16 protein-coding genes are annotated in these 16741 nt (G+C 55.5%); 10 read left to right on the top strand and 6 right to left on the bottom strand.

The annotated features are described in order from the left end of the window. Positions 1-27 precede the first annotated feature (27 nt). From DFR30_RS08655 to DFR30_RS08620, 8 genes are all read left to right on the top strand, one after another. The gene (locus tag DFR30_RS08655) at positions 28-1680 is read left to right on the top strand and encodes a VWA domain-containing protein (protein ID WP_132972338.1); all 1653 of its coding nucleotides are present in this window, start codon (positions 28-30) and stop codon (positions 1678-1680) included. Positions 1681-1682: 2 nt separating this feature from the next. Further along, a complete protein-coding gene (locus DFR30_RS08650; RefSeq protein ID WP_132972336.1) occupies positions 1683-2852 on the top strand; it encodes a hypothetical protein in 1170 nt (389 codons plus the stop codon). Positions 2853-2974: 122 nt separating this feature from the next. Continuing rightward, positions 2975-5275 (top strand): penicillin-binding protein 1B, encoded by a 2301-nt coding sequence (gene mrcB / locus DFR30_RS08645; protein ID WP_132972334.1) that lies wholly within the window; start codon positions 2975-2977, stop codon positions 5273-5275. Further along, positions 5263-5763 (top strand): tetratricopeptide repeat protein, encoded by a 501-nt coding sequence (locus tag DFR30_RS08640; RefSeq protein ID WP_132972333.1) that lies wholly within the window; start codon positions 5263-5265, stop codon positions 5761-5763. The genes mrcB and DFR30_RS08640 overlap by 13 nt, the downstream gene beginning before the upstream one ends. Positions 5764-5819: 56 nt before the next feature. Beyond that, entirely contained in the window at positions 5820-6329 is a 510-nt protein-coding gene (locus tag DFR30_RS08635; protein ID WP_132972331.1) for a DUF6998 domain-containing protein, read from the top strand. Positions 6330-6341: 12 nt separating this feature from the next. Beyond that, positions 6342-8294: a DNA repair helicase YoaA gene (gene yoaA, locus DFR30_RS08630; protein WP_132972329.1), complete on the top strand. Its 1953-nt coding sequence runs from the start codon at positions 6342-6344 to the stop codon at positions 8292-8294. Between the two features lie 2 nt (positions 8295-8296). Next, positions 8297-8989 carry a tRNA (adenosine(37)-N6)-threonylcarbamoyltransferase complex dimerization subunit type 1 TsaB gene (gene tsaB, locus DFR30_RS08625; protein WP_132972327.1) on the top strand — a complete coding sequence of 231 codons (693 nt, stop codon included), beginning with the start codon at positions 8297-8299 and terminating at the stop codon, positions 8987-8989. A gap of 1 nt (position 8990) precedes the next feature. After that, positions 8991-9257: a hypothetical protein gene (locus tag DFR30_RS08620; RefSeq protein WP_132972325.1), complete on the top strand. Its 267-nt coding sequence runs from the start codon at positions 8991-8993 to the stop codon at positions 9255-9257. An 82-nt stretch (positions 9258-9339) separates the two neighbouring features. Here DFR30_RS08620 and DFR30_RS08615 read toward each other — a convergent pair whose 3' ends face one another. Further along, a complete protein-coding gene (locus DFR30_RS08615; RefSeq protein WP_132972322.1) occupies positions 9340-9708 on the bottom strand; it encodes a hypothetical protein in 369 nt (122 codons plus the stop codon). 301 nt (positions 9709-10009) lie between these two features. Here DFR30_RS08615 and trhP point away from each other — a divergent pair, with 301 nt between their 5' ends. Further along, positions 10010-11308: a prephenate-dependent tRNA uridine(34) hydroxylase TrhP gene (trhP, locus tag DFR30_RS08610; protein ID WP_132972320.1), complete on the top strand. Its 1299-nt coding sequence runs from the start codon at positions 10010-10012 to the stop codon at positions 11306-11308. Between the two features lie 44 nt (positions 11309-11352). Further along, on the top strand, positions 11353-11841 hold the full coding sequence (locus tag DFR30_RS08605) for a DUF302 domain-containing protein (protein WP_132972318.1): 489 nt from the start codon (positions 11353-11355) through the stop codon (positions 11839-11841). A gap of 57 nt (positions 11842-11898) precedes the next feature. Here the strand turns inward: DFR30_RS08605 and DFR30_RS08600 are convergent, their stop codons facing one another. The 5 genes from DFR30_RS08600 to dapE are packed head-to-tail and all read right to left on the bottom strand — an operon-like array spanning position 11899 to position 16737. Beyond that, on the bottom strand, positions 11899-13155 hold the full coding sequence (locus tag DFR30_RS08600) for a TRAP transporter large permease (protein ID WP_132972316.1): 1257 nt from the start codon (positions 13153-13155) through the stop codon (positions 11899-11901). Further along, on the bottom strand, positions 13140-13625 hold the full coding sequence (locus DFR30_RS08595) for a TRAP transporter small permease (protein WP_132972315.1): 486 nt from the start codon (positions 13623-13625) through the stop codon (positions 13140-13142). The genes DFR30_RS08600 and DFR30_RS08595 overlap by 16 nt, the downstream gene beginning before the upstream one ends. A gap of 24 nt (positions 13626-13649) precedes the next feature. Then, complete coding sequence (locus DFR30_RS08590; protein WP_132972312.1) at positions 13650-14687, bottom strand: TRAP transporter substrate-binding protein; 1038 nt, start codon at positions 14685-14687, stop codon at positions 13650-13652. After that, a complete protein-coding gene (locus DFR30_RS08585) occupies positions 14687-15559 on the bottom strand; it encodes a TRAP transporter TatT component family protein (protein ID WP_132972311.1) in 873 nt (290 codons plus the stop codon). Before DFR30_RS08585 ends, DFR30_RS08590 begins: the two co-directional genes overlap by 1 nt. A 50-nt stretch (positions 15560-15609) precedes the next feature. Further along, a complete protein-coding gene (dapE, locus tag DFR30_RS08580) occupies positions 15610-16737 on the bottom strand; it encodes a succinyl-diaminopimelate desuccinylase (RefSeq protein ID WP_132972309.1) in 1128 nt (375 codons plus the stop codon). Positions 16738-16741 lie beyond the last annotated feature (4 nt).

Raw genomic sequence — 16741 nt, 5'->3', positions numbered from 1 at the left:
ATCAACAGGATATAAGGACGTACAGGCATGAACAGGACTTATCCGGCCAGCATTGGCCCAGGCTTGAATCACACGCTGACTTCTACGCTGCTTCGATGGTTATTGCTGTGCTGCCTGGCGACCAGTTGGCCAGCATTGGCGGCTGACAAGACAGGTGGTGTCGATGCGGTATTGCTGATTGACAGTTCCGGCAGTATGGCCAAGAACGATCCTGACAAGCTGCGCGTGCCCGCCGCGAAAATGTTCATGTCACTGCTGGGCGAGGAAGATCGTATCGGCCTGATCAGCTTCAGCGATAACGGTTACCCGGTGCTTCACCTGACCGCGCCCGGCCCCAAAACCGATGCACGCATTCTTTCATCGGCAGACCGGGTGTCCTCGAAGGGTGTCTACACCAACCTGCATGCTGCACTGGAAAAAGGCCTGGCAATGCTGCAGAAGGAAGCCCGCCAGGGCCAGGAGCCGATGCTGGTGTTGATGTCAGACGGCAAGATGGACGTTGGTGATACCGATGAAGACTGGGCACTGACACAGAAGTTACAGAAAGACCTGGTCACCAGGGCAAAGGAACGTGGCGTCAAGGTGTACACCATCGCATTTACCGAAGCATCCGACGTAGATCTGTTGCGGGAGGTCGCAACCGAAACCGGCGGTCTGTTCAAGCTTGCACGTAATGACCAGGATTTGCATGAAGTATTCAGTGCTATTTTCGAAAGCGCAAAAGATCCCGACATGCTTCCCATCGAAGGAGGGGAGTTCAGGGTAGATGCTTCCATCGAGGAAGTGACTATTGTCGCTTCCAAGGAACGCGAAGATATCCGCATCTCACTGCAGACACCGGATGGCACCAAACTGGGTTCAGATGATGCCAGTGACAAAATGAAATGGTTCATGTCACAACACTTCGACATGATCACGTTGAAGGATCCGCAGCCAGGCACCTGGAAACTGCTTTATACCGGGGGCAAGAACCGCGCCTATATTGTGACAAACATGAGCCTCAACCATAGCCCGCAGACGCCGAGTCTCAAGGTTAATGAAGACATGGTGCTGGAAAGCTGGCTGGAGCAGGATGGCAAACTGCTGGACAAGGAAGCGGTACTGACCAATACAAACTTTTATATGGAAATCCAGGTGCCGAGCGGTGAAACGGCGCGCTTTGAATTAATGGACCATGGTCGGGAAGGTGACAGAAAAGCTGCGGATGGAAAGTACTCGACAGTACTTGCGTACGAGAACCCCGGCTCTTACCAGATCAATCTTATTGCAGAAGGTGAAACTTTCAGCCGGCAAAAAACGGTGCACTTCGAGGTGCAGGCGCTGCCTCCCGGTTTTATGCCGCCAGTTGTGATCGAAACACCTGAGCCAGTGCCTGCTGCCAGGCCCGAACCGGAGACCGAGCCTGTTGTAGACAAGAATGAAACAGTCGAAGTACCTGAAGCGGCAGACAGCGAAGAGGTGACGGGGGAAGAAAAGCCTGCTGACGAAGAACAGGCCGAAGCCAGCCAACCTGAAGAGAAAAAGATGGGCCTTGGCGCAGCGATCGGTATCTTTGCCGGTATCAATGTATTGCTGGGTGGCATCGGGTTTGCTGTCTGGTGGTTCCTGAAACGTCGCAAGAAAGGCGCCGGGGATGAGCCGGAAGACGGTGAGGCAGACGAGGAAGAGGATAACAAATAACCATGGAGGGAGTGCAGATAGGGCTATTTGCTTTCCTTGGCGTATTGGAACTGGCCATGCTGGCGCTGGCGGCCAGTGTGATTTTTCTGCTGCGCAGTAACCGGTTGTCACGCAGGATACATATACTGGAAAAGCTGTTAAGACAGCAGGAAGATATCCCTGATCCGGTTAGTTTTGACCAGTATCTGCGAGATGAGGTCATTCGTAATGAAGCACTGACAGAGAAGGCCGCAGCTTCGGAAGACGAGTCTGAAAAGAAGGCGGCCGAACTGCTGAGGTTTCGCAAACGTTTTCTTGAGATTGAACTTGAAGCGAATGCGCTGGTGGCTAACCCGGTGGCATTCCAGGATCGAATTGCCGCCGGTATTTGTGAGCTGGTGGAAATTATGCGCCCGGATGCGGAGACTGTCGAAGCGGAAGCAGAACCTTCTGCAACTGTCGAGTTTGAAGAGGCGCCGGACGATTCAGCTGATGAAGACCCTGGTCGCAAGCTCATTGATACCTCCGAAGAAGAAATCAATCACCTGAAAGACGTTATCAATAACCAGCAGGATGCTATGTCTGCGTTGCGTGCCCAGCTGGAAGGTCATGCCGAAGTCGAAGGTATGGAGGATGCACTGAAGCAGCTGGAAGACTTCGAGAAACAGAGCACGGAACTTGAAAGGTGCCTGCTGGTGCTGGAGAAAGAGAACAAACGTCTCAAGGATGCCCAGCGTGAAGGTGGTGACGCGGTAAAGACTATCGACCCGGCCGACCCGGCCCGGTTGACCGGGCTGAAGAATATGGTTGGCGGGCAGCAGGAAACAATCGAAAGCCTCAGAAAACTGATCGTGGAACTTATGCCGGAGGCGAGCAAGGCCGGCGAGCTGGAAGAGACGCTGAACCGGATTCAACGGGCTAACCAGGAGTTGTCCGGCTGCGTAAGTGTACTGGAAGATGAAAATGCCATGCTGCGCAGTGAGCTGGAGATGATCGTCCTCCAGCTTGATGAGCAGGAAGCACAACAGAACGAGGAAGGTGCCCCGGCATCAACCCTCGAGCAAATCCAGGAGATGGAAATCAAGGTCCAGGAGCTGGAGGCACTGGTCGAGTTCAAGGATGCCACCATCGAGGAGCTGGAGAAGCAATACAATGCCCTGGAAGTAAAATACCGCGAAGCTACCGGCGAGTAGAACCCCTGAAACCGGTTTGGGCCGCCTGGTACAGCTGGACTGCATGAATCAGGCCCGTACAGGTATACTACCGCTTCAGATGCCGGCATCGGGCCGGTTTCGTGTTCTGACAGCCGTATTGCATGCCACCAAAAAAACGCAAAGCCCGTCGTCGTACCAGCAAACGACGTAAAAGCAAAACTTTCCATTTTTCCTGGGTCAAACTTCTCCTGGTAATGCTGGTGATTGTCGTGGGCTATGTAGGCTGGCTGGATTTCCAGGTGTATCGCCAGTTCGAAGGCAAACGCTGGTCACTGCCGGCACGGGTATATGCCCGTCCTCTGGAGTTATATACCGGGTTGGCGTTACGGCCCGCGCAGTTCACCAGTGAACTGCGTGCGCTTGGGTATCGTTTTGTCAGTAAACCACGTCGTGCCGGTGAGGTGTCGCGTGATGGCAACCGCTATCAGCTGATTACACGTCCCTTCACCTTCTGGGACGGCCGCGAACGATCGCAAACCCTGCGCGTCGCATTTTCCACGCAGCAGGTGACGCGTCTGCAGGACGATCGCAATGGAAACGAGCTGGCGCTGGCACGGCTTGAGCCACTGGAAATCGGCAGTATTCACACGGCCCGGCAAGAAGACCGTATCCTGGTGCAACTCAGCGAAGTACCGGACACCCTTACCGAAGCATTGATTGCTGTCGAAGATCGTGAATTCTACCAGCACCATGGTGTGTCGTTGCGTGCCATTGCCCGCGCTTTCTGGGTAAATGTGCGGTCCGGTGAAGTCGTGCAAGGTGGAAGTACTCTTACCCAGCAACTGGTCAAGAATTTCTTTCTCACCAACCAGCGTAGTCTGTGGCGAAAGATCAACGAAGCAATTACCGCATTACTGCTGGAACGTCGTTACAGCAAGGATGAAATTCTTGAGGCCTATCTGAATGAAGTCTACCTTGCGCAGGACGGACAGCGTGCCATCCACGGCTTTGGACTGGGCAGTCGATTTCTGTTTCAGCGCCCGCTGGATGAGCTTGACACCGCGCAGATGGCCTTGCTGGTGGGTATGGTCAAGGGGCCATCCTATTATGATCCGCGCCGCCACCCGAAACGCGCGAAGCAGCGCCGTGACCTGGTGCTGCGGGTCATGTACGAGCAAGGCCTTATAGACCAGGCAACCTATCAGAAGTCGAGCAATGAACCGCTTGGACTGGTACGCGCCGCAGCCGGTACCAGCAAGCAGTTTCCTGCCTTTCTCGACCTGGTGCGGCGACAGTTACGACGTGACTACCGTGAAGAAGACCTGGTCAGCGAAGGGCTGAAGATTTTTACCACGCTCAATCCGCAGACCCAGTGGGCCTTGCAGAAAAGTCTCGATCAACGCATCAAGCCGTTACTTGAGAAACATGCAGAAATGCAGGGTGCCGGGCTGGTGACTCATGCGGCCAATGGAGAGGTGCTGGCGCTGGCCGGCGGCAGGCAGGCCGGTTTTTCCGGCTTCAACCGTGCGCTGGATGCGAAACGTCATGTGGGTTCACTGATCAAGCCTGCGGTGTATCTCACTGCGCTGGAACAGCCTCAGCGCTACAGTCTTGCCACGTTACTCGATGACGGACCGCTGGAGTATGAACAGACTGATAGTATCTGGGCGCCCAATAATTACGATCACGAGTTCCACGATCAAGTAATGCTCTACCAGGCGCTGGCACATTCCTATAATGTCGCCACGGCACGGCTGGGTCTGGATCTTGGTGTTAAAACAGTCATCAGTACGCTGCGCCGCCTCTCTGTCTCCAGTCCACTCAATCCATACCCGTCATTGTTTCTCGGTGCCACCGACCTGAGCCCGCTGGAAGTGACGCAGTTGTACCTGAATTTTGCCAGTGGTGGCTTTCATATCCCGTTACGCGCCATCCGGTCTATCCTGAACGCCGAGGGCGAAACACTTCAGCGCTACGGGTTGCAGGTATCCCGTGTCATCGATCCACAGCCGGCCTACCTGATCAATCATGCCTTGCAGTCCGTCGTGAAAGAAGGCACAGCACGCGCGCTCAATTACCGTTTCTCGGAAGAACTGGGGCTGGCCGGCAAGACCGGTACCACTAACGACCTGCGTGACAGCTGGTATGCCGGTTATGACGGCGCGCAACTGGCAGTGATCTGGATGGGGCGTGATGACAACCAGCCGATGGGGTTGACCGGTGCCAGCGGCGCCATGCAGGTGTGGTCCGCCCTGTATGCGCAGACCGGTGCAGTACGCAACCAGCCGACGACCCCGGAGGGCATTGTCTGGCACGGCGTGGACCGCAACAGCGGTGGCCTGGCCGACACGGGTTGTGCCGATACCGTACAATTGCCTTTTATTGAAACAGGTGCTCTGCCACCGCCCGCGCCCTGCGCCGGTGGCGGGGCACTACAGTGGATACCTGAATGGTTGCAATGAAGCGTGCTTTTTTCCTTCTGACCCTGTTGCTGGGTGCCTGCAGCACCCGTCCGCCGGGCCAATTACCGCCGGTTGTCGACAGCGGCTCACGATCCAGCGAGTCGCTGCCGCCCGGCGAAATGCCCGCGCCGGTTATCGAGGCCCAGCCGGAGAACCGTGCCAGCCGCGGTGCTGTAGTTGCGCTGCTGGACCGTGCCGAGCATTACCGGCGGCTCGGCGATACCCGCTCTGCCGCTGCCACACTGGAACGCGCGCTGCGTATCGATCCGGGCAATGCCCGTTTGTGGTACCAGCTTGCAGCGGTACGCCTGGAACAGGGTAAACCGGCCCAGGCCGAGCAGCTGGCACTGAAATCCAACGCGCTATCGGCCGGAGACCGGGCCTTGCAGGCAAGAAACTGGGCATTAGTGGCCCGTGCCCGCTGGGCGCAGGATAATTCGGCCGGGGCGCGCGAGGCCGAGCGCAGAGCCGCACAAGTGCGTCGCTGACGGGGGTTCCGTGTACAATTGTCACATCCACAACCGATAACGATAAAGATGATCCCGTGGGCGTTTATTCTGTAGACAAGCTGATTACCGAAGCACGTCGCCTGGCGGCGGAGTTTCGTCGTACTACCGGTAAACCCCTGCCGGGTGTCAGTGGAGAAATTGCGGAGCATGATGCGGCCCGGCTGCTCGGTCTGGAATTATGCAAGGAACGACCCGGAGGCTATGATGCTATCGGTCTCGGACAACGTGAAGGTGACCGTGTACAGATCAAGGGTCGGGTCATCTTTGGCGAGGAGAAATCCGGTCAGCGCATTGGCCAGCTCAAGCTCGACAAGGACTGGGACAGCGTGGTGCTGGTTATTCTGGATGAGGACTACGAGGCGACTGAAATCTACGAGGCCAGCCGTGAGGAGGTCGAGGATGCCATGGACGATTCATCTTCGAGCAGTCGAAAGAAACGTGGGGCAATGACGGTTGCCCGTTTCAGGATTATTTCCCGACTGGTGTGGACGCGTGAGGAAGGCGCACGCGACGACGAAGTCTGGGACAACCATTCCGACGCCTGACAGAAACCTGTTATGACAGCAAACCCACTGGCTGATGATATTACGCAGGCCGCTGCCTGCCTGGGTGGCGATGGCCTGCTCGCGGGTGAGGTGCAGGGTTTCGCGGCGCGTCCCCAGCAACAGGAAATGGCGGCGGCGGTAGAGCAGGCACTCACTGATGCTTCTACCCTGATTGTCGAGGCCGGAACCGGAACCGGTAAAACGTATGCCTACCTGGTGCCGGCACTGTTATCGGGTAAAAAAATCATCATTTCCACCGGCACCCGTCATCTGCAGGATCAGTTGTTTCACCGTGACTTGCCTACGGTGCGTTCCGCGCTGGGTGTACCGCTCAAGGCTGCCTTACTGAAAGGCCGTGCCAATTATCTTTGTCACCAGCGCTTACACATGACACGTAGCGAAGGACGCCTCGGTGACCGTCGCCAGGCCAACCAGCTGGAACAGGTATTCGACTGGTCAGGGCGCACCGCCAGCGGCGATATTGCTGAATTGTCGAATATCCCCGAGGACGCTTTCATCTGGCCCAGGGTTACCTCGACAACAGAGAACTGCCTCGGCTCGGAATGTGACTGGTTTTCCGATTGCCATGTAATGAAGGCGCGTCGCGAAGCACAGGATGCGGATCTGGTGGTCATCAATCACCACCTGTTGTGTGCGGACATGGCGCTCAAGGAAGAGGGTTTTGGGGAGCTGTTACCCGGTGCCGAGGCGTTCATTATCGATGAAGCACACCAGCTGCCGGAAACGGCTTCACGATTTTTCGGCATGGCCTTGTCAAGCAGGCAACTGCTGGAACTGGCGCAGGATGCGATCAATGAGTATGTCGGCGAAACCGGTGAGCTGGATGGCTTGCCTGATGTTGCCCGTGAACTGGAAAAGGCTACCCGTGAATTTCGCCTGGAAATGGGGCAGGGTGAGCAACGCGCCCCCTGGTCACGGCTGGACGGTAACCCGGCGCTGACAGAAGCACGCGAAGCATTGAAAACCGCACTTGCCGATCTGGCAATACAACTGGAGCCCTTGTCGGAACGCAGCCGCGGGCTGGATAACTGTTACCAGCGCGCCCTGCGCGTACAGACCTTGCTGGCACAGACAACCGAGCAGCCACCGGCCGATTATATTCACTGGTTTGAAACCTGGCGACAATCATTCCGTATCAATCTCACGCCGCTCGATGTGTCTGAAAATTTCAACAGCCAGCGCCACGCCTTGCCTGACTGCTGGGTCTTTACATCGGCGACCCTCTCGGTAAATGACAGCTTTTCTCACTTTGCACACAAGCTGGGGCTGGAAGATGCCACTACCCTGCAGCTGGACAGCCCCTTCGACTATGCCAACAACGCGTTGTTCTATGTGCCAAAGGGTATGCCGGAACCGTCGAGTCCGGACTATACCCGTCACATGCTCGATGAGACGGAAGCGATTATCGAAGCAGCACGAGGACGCACTTTCGTGCTTTTCACCAGCTACCGCGCGATGAATCTAGCACGTGAACGCCTTCGCGACAGTTGCCAGTTTCCGCTACTGGTGCAGGGTGATGCGCCACGCAATGAATTACTTGAACGTTTCCGTGAACTGGGTAATGCCGTATTGCTCGGCACCAGCAGTTTCTGGGAAGGCGTCGATGTGCGGGGCGAGGCGTTATCGTGCGTCATTATCGACAAACTCCCGTTTGCGTCCCCGGGCGACCCGGTCTGGCAGGCGCGAATTGATGCCATGAAGGAAGGTGGTGGCAACCCCTTTATGGATGAGCAATTACCGCATGCTGTCATTACCCTGAAGCAGGGCGTCGGGCGTTTGATCCGGGATATGAATGATCGTGGCGTGCTGGTTATCTGTGATCCGCGCCTGCTCGGTAAACGCTATGGGCGTGTATTCCTGAACAGCCTGCCGGACATGGGGCGCACGCGCGACCTGGATGATGTGGTGAAATTTTTCCACGCCAGTGATGCATTGAGCCTGTAGCCATGCTGCGCCTGCTTGCCATCGAGACTGCCGGTGAGGCCTGTTCCGTTGCCCTGTACCAGGGCGGGGAAGTGACGGAACGTTTCGAAATCGCACCACGCCGTCATGCTGCACTGGTACTGCCGTGGGCCGAGGCGCTGATGGCCGATGCAGGTATTGCGCTCAGCCAGCTTGATGCAATTGCCTTCGGGCGTGGTCCGGGCTCCTTTACCGGCTTGCGTATTGCGGCCGGCGTAACGCAGGGTCTCGCGTTTGGTGCCGATGTGCCGGTTGTACCTGTCTCTACACTGGCGGCGCTGGCATATGGCGCACATGTAGCCAGTGGCAAGGCAAATATACTCGCTGCAGTTGATGCGCGGATGAAGGAAGTCTACTGGGGAGCCTACCGGTTCGATGGCAGGGGTAACGCGGAACTGATTGGCGAAGAATGTGTCTGTGCGCCCGACCTTGTACCGTTGCCCGCTGGTGATGACTGGTATGGTGCCGGGAGCGGCTGGGAAAGTTACGTCGATGTGTTGTCAGGACAATGTGGTTTGCCGGAAGCGGATAACCTTTCTGACTGGCAGTCTCATGCAGCCGATGTGGCACGGCTGGCATCAGTCCTGTACCAGGCAGGTGAGATGGTTTCCCCGGAACTGGCCAGCCCCGTTTATCTGCGCAACAACGTCGCCGACAAACCCAAACCGAAGGTGTGACATGCAGGAAAATCTGCTACAACAGGTCGTCGATATCATTCAGGAAAATCCCCATAGCGGAGCGGGCCTGCAGCTTTATGCGCTCATCAGTACACTGAGAATGGAAAAAAGCGGTTACCTGTATATGTTGCGTAAACTTCGGGATCTGTCCCCCGAACACCGCAAGCTTGCCTATGGGTTGATGGAGTTAATGGCTGAGAATGGTAATCAGGGTGAAGCATGGGACGCCGCGCTGCAGGTGATGGATGGGGCTGTACGGGGCGGGTAGTAAAGTGAACAGGTTCGGGCAGGTCCGAAACCCGGTAACCCTCCGGTGTCGGAGGGTTACCGGTTATCTAACGGCGTAAAAATCAGTAAACGTAAGACCAGTCCGCCTTTGGTGCCAGGTGGTCCTTGGCAAGCATCTCGACCAGGTGACCCATTACACGCACAGTGTTGCTGAGTTCTTCAGGTGTCAGTGGCCGTCCTTCATCAGCAGCCTTCACATTGGCATCGTTGATGTGTTGCAATATCTCGATCATCAGCTTGAAATGCTTGGCGCGCGCTTTCCCTGCCTGTTCGCGGGTAGCGGACTTGCTGCGTGATTCCTTGAAGGCGGTTTCACATTGCTCCAGTTTCTGCTGGAGCGGGTACTCAGCGGCAGAAACATTGTGGCTGCCGAAGGCCAGCAAGCTGTAAATTACAAAAGCAATTACAAATGATATCGGTTTTTTTGTCATTGAACTCTCTCCTGGGGATAGCAGGTCGCTTGAATTATGGCCACAGATCAAGTCTTACAGGCCCGGTATTATCTTGTATTTCATCTAAAATAGAGAGCTTCGGGCATGGAAATATTCCCTGTGTTACAGGCATTATTTGCAGTGCAACAGATCTTATGAAAAAAACTTATAAAATAACTAATATAACCAATGATATATAAACTACTATTAATGTCGAATATAGTTATGCTGAAACAGCTTCCGGTAATTTGCCCGAAGCAGTAGAATGCGCACCCCAAAGCCTGTTGTATGAGCTGATCGTATGAAAACCCCGGAACTCCTTGCCCCTGCCGGCACGTTCAAAAACCTGCGCTATGCGATTACGTATGGTGCCGATGCCGTTTATGCGGGCATGCCGCGTTACAGCCTGCGTGTACGCAACAATGATTTCAGTACGCTTGAGCGTCTGGCCGAAGGGATAGCGTTTGTCCATGCGGCGGGGAAGGCATTTTTTCTTGCCAGCAACGTTTTGCCGCACAACAGCAAGGTCAGTACGTTCATTCATGACATGGAACCGGTCATCGCACTGCAGCCGGATGCGATTATTATGGCGGATCCCGGCCTGATCATGATGGTGCGCGAACGTTGGCCCGACATACCGATCCACCTTTCAGTGCAGGCCAATACCATGAACTATGCCAGCGTGAAATTCTGGCAGCAGATCGGCGTCAAACGCATCATCCTGTCACGCGAGTTGTCGCTGGACCAGGTCGAGGAAATTCGCCAGCAATGCCCGGATATAGAGCTGGAGGTTTTTGTTCACGGTGCGTTGTGTATTGCCTACTCCGGCCGCTGCCTGTTGTCGGGTTATTTCAATCACCGTGATGCCAACCAGGGAAGCTGTACAAATTCCTGCCGCTGGGATTACAAGGTGAGCGAGGCAGCTGAAGATGATGCCGGGAATTTGATTCCGGTCACAGTAGAGCCGGAAGAAATAACACCAAGGGTCAGCCTTGTCGAAGAAGCGAACCGCCCCGGTGAACTGATGGCCGTGGAGGAAGACGAGCACGGCACTTATATAATGAACTCCAAAGACCTGCGTGCAGTCGAGCATGTCGAGCGGTTGGTGAATATGGGCATTGACAGCCTGAAGATAGAAGGGCGTACCAAGTCCCACTACTATGCCGCACGCACGGCACAGGTATATCGCAAGGCGATTGACGATGCTGTGGCCGGCCGTTCATTTGATCCAACACTGCTCGGCAAGCTGGAAAATCTGGCCAACCGCGGTTACACCGATGGATTTTTTCAGCGCCACCACGAGCAGGATTACCAGAACTACCTGGACAATCATTCTAAAAGCGAGCAGCAGCGCTTCGTCGGTGAGCTGGGCAAATATGATGCCGACAACGGCATGCTGGAAGTGATTGTCAAAAACCGTTTTTCCGTGGGGGATGAGCTGGAACTGATCCTGCCGGAAGGTAACCGCACCTTCACACTGACCGAAATGCATAACCGGAACGGACAGGCTGTCGATGTGGCGCCGGGCAGTGGACACCATATGCGCATCCCCATGCAGCCGGGCAATTTTGATATGGGCTTGCTGGCGGTTAATTACTGAGCCATGATTTCTTGCTGCGCGCATTTTTAACAGGAGTTACTGAAATGAAATTTTACCGGTTGTGCCTGCTAGCCTTCTTGTTTATTGCGCAGACTGTTCAGGCAGAGCGCACGGTTCTGGTATGGGAAACCGGAAAAGACCTCGAGACATCTTATGATGTGGTCTATAAATCGCTTGAAGATAACCGGTTCTTTGTGGTTTTTGAGCCTGATATCCAGAAAAATCTCAGCCACTTCGCCGAACGCTGGGGTAAGGACTACAACCGTAACGGGCTGGAAGGCATCCGTTCCATGATCTTTTGTAATGGCTGGTACGCCAATGCGGTGAGTAACGCTGACCCGGATATGCTGGCGTTGTGCCCGTTGCATATCACGCTGGTACAGAAAGACGGTAATACACGCGTCCTGTTTACACGACCAACGGTCATCGCAGCCGACAGCAAGGCACTGGACGTTGCACGCGAGATTGAACAGGGTGTTTCAAAAGCGCTGGATGAAGCGATTGCTGCATTGAAGACTGAACAAAAAAAATAAACAGGTTTCCCCGGGTATTTGACAAAAAAAGCGATATCCAGGGAATCGCCGGCAGGGCTACTGCCACCATAGCGACAACACCGGAACATAAGTGACTATCCCGAGCCACACCAGCATCAGCAGGAGGAAGGGGAACGTCGAACGGAACAGGGTGAGCACCGGTTTTTCGAAACGTTGACTGGCGATAAACAGGTTGATACCGACCGGTGGTGTGGAATAGCCGATTTCCAGGTTGGCGAGGAAAATGACACCGAGGTGAACCGGGTCGATACCGAAGCGCTGCGCAAGTGGAAGAATCAGTGGAACGACAACCACGGTCGCGGAAAAGATATCCATCATTGCACCAACTGCCAGCAGGAACAGGTTCAGCAACAGCAGGAACTTGAGCGGAGTGTCTATGCTGGTCTCCATCCATTCCAGCAATCGCATGGGCAGTTGTGCGTCAATCAGCAGGTTGGTCAGACCCATGGCCACGCCAAGGATTATAAGAATACTGCCAACCAGTACTGCGGTATCACCCAGCAGGGGGATCAGCTGTTTGCGTAATGAGATGGACCGGTGAACCAGGCTTTCCAGTACCAGGACGTAGAGTGCGGTACAGGCTGCGGCTTCACTGACAGTGACGTAACCGCCAAAGATACCTGTCACGATCAGTACCGGCAGCAACACATCACCCAGGCCACTGTGCAGGGCGCGGCCCAGTATGTGCCATGAAAATGGGTGGTGTGGAACGCTGAAGCGTGACCCTACAAAGGCAGCGTAAACTCCGAGCATAACCATCAGGGTCAGCCCGGGCACAATACCGGCAAGGAACAGGTCATCGATATTCACACCGGCGACCACACCGTACAGAAGGATTGCCAGACTCGGGGGGAACAAAAGTCCCAGTGAGCCGGATGTTGTCAACAGGCCAAGTGAAAATCGTTCCGGGTAATGGACTTTCATCAGCACCGGGTACAGCAACCCCCCAAGTGCAAGTATGGTTACTCCCGATGCACCGGAAAAAGAGGTAAAGAAAGCACAGGCAGCAATGGCGACAATGGACAGGCCACCGGGTAGCCAGCCAAGCAGTGCATTAAACAGGCGTATCAATCGCTGTGGTGCGCCACCGGAAGACAGGATGACGCCCGCCAGGGTAAATAGCGGGATGGCAGTCAGGTTGGGTGAGGATGCCAGCCGGTTCAGCTCGACGATCAGCAGTGCGCTGTCCAGCTCACTGTAGTGTGCATACAGCAGGCTGCCTGCGCCCAGCACCGCAAACAACGGCAGCCCGAACAGGGCAAGCATGATAATGGCCGCTACGGCAAACGGCATGCGTCGTCATCCGGGCCCAGCAGCGCTGCAAGCAGGAAGTGAATGGTCAGTAAGACAAAACCGACCGGGAGAATCAGTCCGACAATAACCTGCCAGCGCTCATAGTCCTGCGCATAGGTCCACTCATCCCGCCAGAAGCGGATGGACGCGTCTGCGAAGAACATGCAGATAACAGCGGCCAGCGCACGTAGTGGACGATACAGGTGCGCCTGTGTTCGTGTGGATAACAGTGTACAGGCAACATCAATCTTGATGTGGCGGTTACGGTCAACGGCAAGCGTGGCGCCGAAGAAGGTGACATACAGGACAAGGTAGCGGGTCAGGGTGTCAGCTTGTGTAATACCTGCATCAAAGGCATTGCGCGCGATAATTTGTGCCACTGCAAGGACCAGAAGCAGTAACAGGCTGGCGGCTGCGAACAGTAGTTCCAGCTGCAGCAGTCTGTCTCGAATAAGGCTCAGGAGTTTCATGGTATCACTGACCCGGATGATGTTTCAGGGGGCGGGGGTACCTGCTGTTGCACGGGCATGCCTGTGCTGGTCCAGGAGTTTTCGCGTTTGTTCGAACACGCTGGCAGGGATGTAATTCGATTTAATCAGCGCATCTGCCGCACGGTTACGCAGCGCCAGCAATTCGGCATCGCTCATGCCTTCATCCGGTTCGATAAACTCCAGGCCGCGTTTTTTGAGTTCATCAATACTCTTTGCATTGTCGACACGTGTTGCAGCCACCAGTTTCTCTCCATAGCTGTTGCCGGTCTCGCGCAGCAGGGCCTGCAAGTCTTTCGGCAGTCGGTCAACAAACCGGCGTGTCACTATGAGACCTCCCATCCCGTTCGTCAGCGGGATGCTGCTGATATATCTGGTCTTGGTGAACCATTGCAGGGCAATGGCACCCAGTGGTGGTGCGTAGACAGTATCGATCAGGCCTGTGGAAAGACTGGTGTAGACGTCGATAATGGAAAGCGGGACAGGTGATATGCCGCTGGCCTGAAAAAATGCCTGACCAATCGGGTCGCCCTGCCATAGCCAGACCCGGCGAGAACGCATATCTTCCAGCGAGCGTATCGGTTCGGTTGAAAACATGTGGATGAAGCCGACTTCCATCCAGCCGAGCAGTTCATAGCCATTGTCATGGAACCCCTGCTGGAAGGTCTTTGTGAAGTGGCGTCGGACCAGGTCGACTTCATCAATATCATTAAACAGAAAGGGAAGTTCCAGGACGCGTGCCGGTGAGTACATGCGCCCGATGCCATAGCCGGTAAAGGCGCCACCCTGCAACTGGTTGAAGCGCATCTTTTTCAGCACGTCGGGTTCATCCCCCTGTACGCCACCAGGATAGAATTTGAAAACCAGGCGTCCCTTGCTGCGGGTTTTAACTTCCTGCCCCCATTCTTCAAGGATATTCATCCAGGTCGTACCGGGGGGTGCGAGTGTGGCAAATTTGATAACGTGCGTGGTACCGGCTGTTGCACAAAAGGGAAGAAGCGCAGCAAACAGCAACCAGTTTAATACTATGAAACTGCGCCTCATCAGAACCACTCCTTTTCAAGGCCGAGCAGGTAACGTGCTCGTGCGCGCGCTATCTGGTTGATCAGCGCCATGTCCGGGTAAGTCCCGGCAGGGGTGTTGACGACACCCTCCAGCAGGCTGTGAAAACGTGACTGGTTCAGGCGCTGGCGTTCAAGGTATTCAGCCTGAAGGACATCAAATATCAGCAGCTTGCCTTGTGTGACAGCGCGTGCAGCCGAAAAGTTTTTCTCCGCAAGGTCAAAGTTTCCCCCAAGCATGGGTGCGCGGCTGCCGTAGTAGACACCGTAGTAGCCATAAGCACTACCGGCAAAGTAGTCGGGTTCCAGTTCCAGGACACGCTGCATCAGGCGTTCCGTACTGCCAAGCTCGGCCAGGCGCGCGGGTTCGGTGCGGTTGAGATCGATTTGTTTTGCCCAGCAGGAGGCCGTCCAGAACAGGGCGGGAACAGCATTGCGACCAAGCCGCGAAACGGCCTTGTCTATAGTGTCGGTACTGGCCTTGTGTAAATCGATTTCGACACCAAAGCTGTGCAGGGCACGAAAACCATAATCGGTGCAGCGCTGGTACAGGGCTTCTGCCCGTTTTCTGTCTTGCAGTTCGGTAAAACCAAAAGCGTACCCGTACAGGCCTTGTGCCGCGTTGGCGAGTAGTACGGGGTTACCGGGGTCTTCAGCAATCAGGCCTTCAATCAGCTTGATATTGGCGGGGATGGCGGCTTCTGCAAGTACCAGGTCAGTTTCACGGTTCATCGCCTCGACAGCGCCATCCATGATGGAGACCGAGGTGCGGGCGACCATTTGTCCCATACTGCAGGCACCCAGCAAGGGTGTGAGCAGGAAAATCAGCAGGTATTTTCGTAAAGTGAAATCCACTATCCATTTCCCCCGTCATTGCGAGCGCAGCGAAGCAATCTCCGACAGGCTCACGTTAACAGATTTCGCAACATAACCGTGTAAATGTCGGAAAGCCGGTCCAGTGATTCGACGGCAACACACTCGTTGACCTGGTGAATCGTGGCGTTCACCGGCCCCAGTTCCAGTACCTGCGCGCCGGTGGGAGCGATAAACCGGCCATCCGACGTACCACCGCTGGTGGATAATTCCGTTTCTATCGCCGCAACTTCACGAATCGCACGTTGTGCGGCATCCAGCAGTTCGCCTTCAGGCGTCAGGAACGGTTCACCGGACAGCCGCCAGTCGATGTTGTAGTTCAGCCCGTGACTGTCCAGCACTTCACAGACCCGTTCACGAATCTGCTGTTCGGTCAGTTCCGTGGAGTAGCGCAGGTTGAACATGGCCTGCAATTCACCGGGGACTACATTTTCCGCACCTGTGCCGGAATGGATGTTGGAAACCTGGAAGCTGGTCGGCGGGAAGTGGTCGTTGCCCTGGTCCCATTCAATGGCTGCCAGTTCTGCCAGCGCCGGAGCTGCCAGGTGTATCGGGTTTACAGCCAGGTGCGGGTAGGCCACATGTCCCTGCTTGCCGTGTACCGTGAGTTTGCCATTAAGTGATCCGCGGCGGCCGTTCTTCACCATGTCGCCGAGTTGCCTTGTGCTGGAAGGTTCGCCAACCAGGCACATGTCTATCTGTACTCCATTCTCTACCAGGTGCTGGACAACTTTTACGGTGCCGTTGATAGAGGGTCCTTCTTCATCACTGGTAATGAGAAAGCCGATCGAACCCTGGTGGTCAGGGTGTGCCTCTGTAAAGGTTTCACAGGCGGTGATCATGGCGGCCAGCGAACCTTTCATGTCAGCGGCGCCACGGCCGTACAACATGCCGTCACGAATTTCCGGCTGGAAGGGGTCTGATGTCCAGTCTTCCAGTGGCCCGGTCGGGACGACGTCGGTGTGACCGGCGAATACAACCAGCGGTGCGCTGTTGCCACGCCGTGCCCAGAAGTTTTTCACTTCACCGAATGGCAGATCTTCGGCTGTGAAACCGATGGCTTGCAGGCGTTGTTGCATGAGTGCCTGGCAACCGGCGTCTTCCGGTGTTACCGAGGCGCGGCCAATCAGGTCTTTTGCGAGTTCGAGTGTGTTTGACATGAGT

The organism is Thiogranum longum (genome assembly GCF_004339085.1).
Classification (GTDB): domain Bacteria; phylum Pseudomonadota; class Gammaproteobacteria; order DSM-19610; family DSM-19610; genus Thiogranum; species Thiogranum longum.
Note: the sequence above shows the minus strand (reverse complement) of the source record. Positions and strands in the feature narration are given on the sequence as shown.

Excerpts from the sequence above, each read along its gene's own strand:
- DFR30_RS08655 (WP_132972338.1), top strand. The coding sequence starts at position 28 with ATGAACAGGACTTATCCGGCCAGCATTGGCCCAGGCTTGAATCACACG.
- DFR30_RS08650 (WP_132972336.1), top strand. The coding sequence starts at position 1,683 with ATGGAGGGAGTGCAGATAGGGCTATTTGCTTTCCTTGGCGTATTGGAA.
- mrcB (WP_132972334.1), top strand. The coding sequence starts at position 2,975 with ATGCCACCAAAAAAACGCAAAGCCCGTCGTCGTACCAGCAAACGACGT.
- DFR30_RS08640 (WP_132972333.1), top strand. The coding sequence starts at position 5,263 with ATGGTTGCAATGAAGCGTGCTTTTTTCCTTCTGACCCTGTTGCTGGGT.
- yoaA (WP_132972329.1), top strand. The coding sequence starts at position 6,342 with ATGACAGCAAACCCACTGGCTGATGATATTACGCAGGCCGCTGCCTGC.
- tsaB (WP_132972327.1), top strand. The coding sequence starts at position 8,297 with ATGCTGCGCCTGCTTGCCATCGAGACTGCCGGTGAGGCCTGTTCCGTT.
- DFR30_RS08620 (WP_132972325.1), top strand. The coding sequence starts at position 8,991 with ATGCAGGAAAATCTGCTACAACAGGTCGTCGATATCATTCAGGAAAAT.
- DFR30_RS08615 (WP_132972322.1), bottom strand. The coding sequence starts at position 9,708 with ATGACAAAAAAACCGATATCATTTGTAATTGCTTTTGTAATTTACAGC.
- trhP (WP_132972320.1), top strand. The coding sequence starts at position 10,010 with ATGAAAACCCCGGAACTCCTTGCCCCTGCCGGCACGTTCAAAAACCTG.
- DFR30_RS08605 (WP_132972318.1), top strand. The coding sequence starts at position 11,353 with ATGAAATTTTACCGGTTGTGCCTGCTAGCCTTCTTGTTTATTGCGCAG.
- DFR30_RS08600 (WP_132972316.1), bottom strand. The coding sequence starts at position 13,155 with ATGCCGTTTGCCGTAGCGGCCATTATCATGCTTGCCCTGTTCGGGCTG.
- DFR30_RS08595 (WP_132972315.1), bottom strand. The coding sequence starts at position 13,625 with ATGAAACTCCTGAGCCTTATTCGAGACAGACTGCTGCAGCTGGAACTA.
- DFR30_RS08590 (WP_132972312.1), bottom strand. The coding sequence starts at position 14,687 with ATGAGGCGCAGTTTCATAGTATTAAACTGGTTGCTGTTTGCTGCGCTT.
- dapE (WP_132972309.1), bottom strand. The coding sequence starts at position 16,737 with ATGTCAAACACACTCGAACTCGCAAAAGACCTGATTGGCCGCGCCTCG.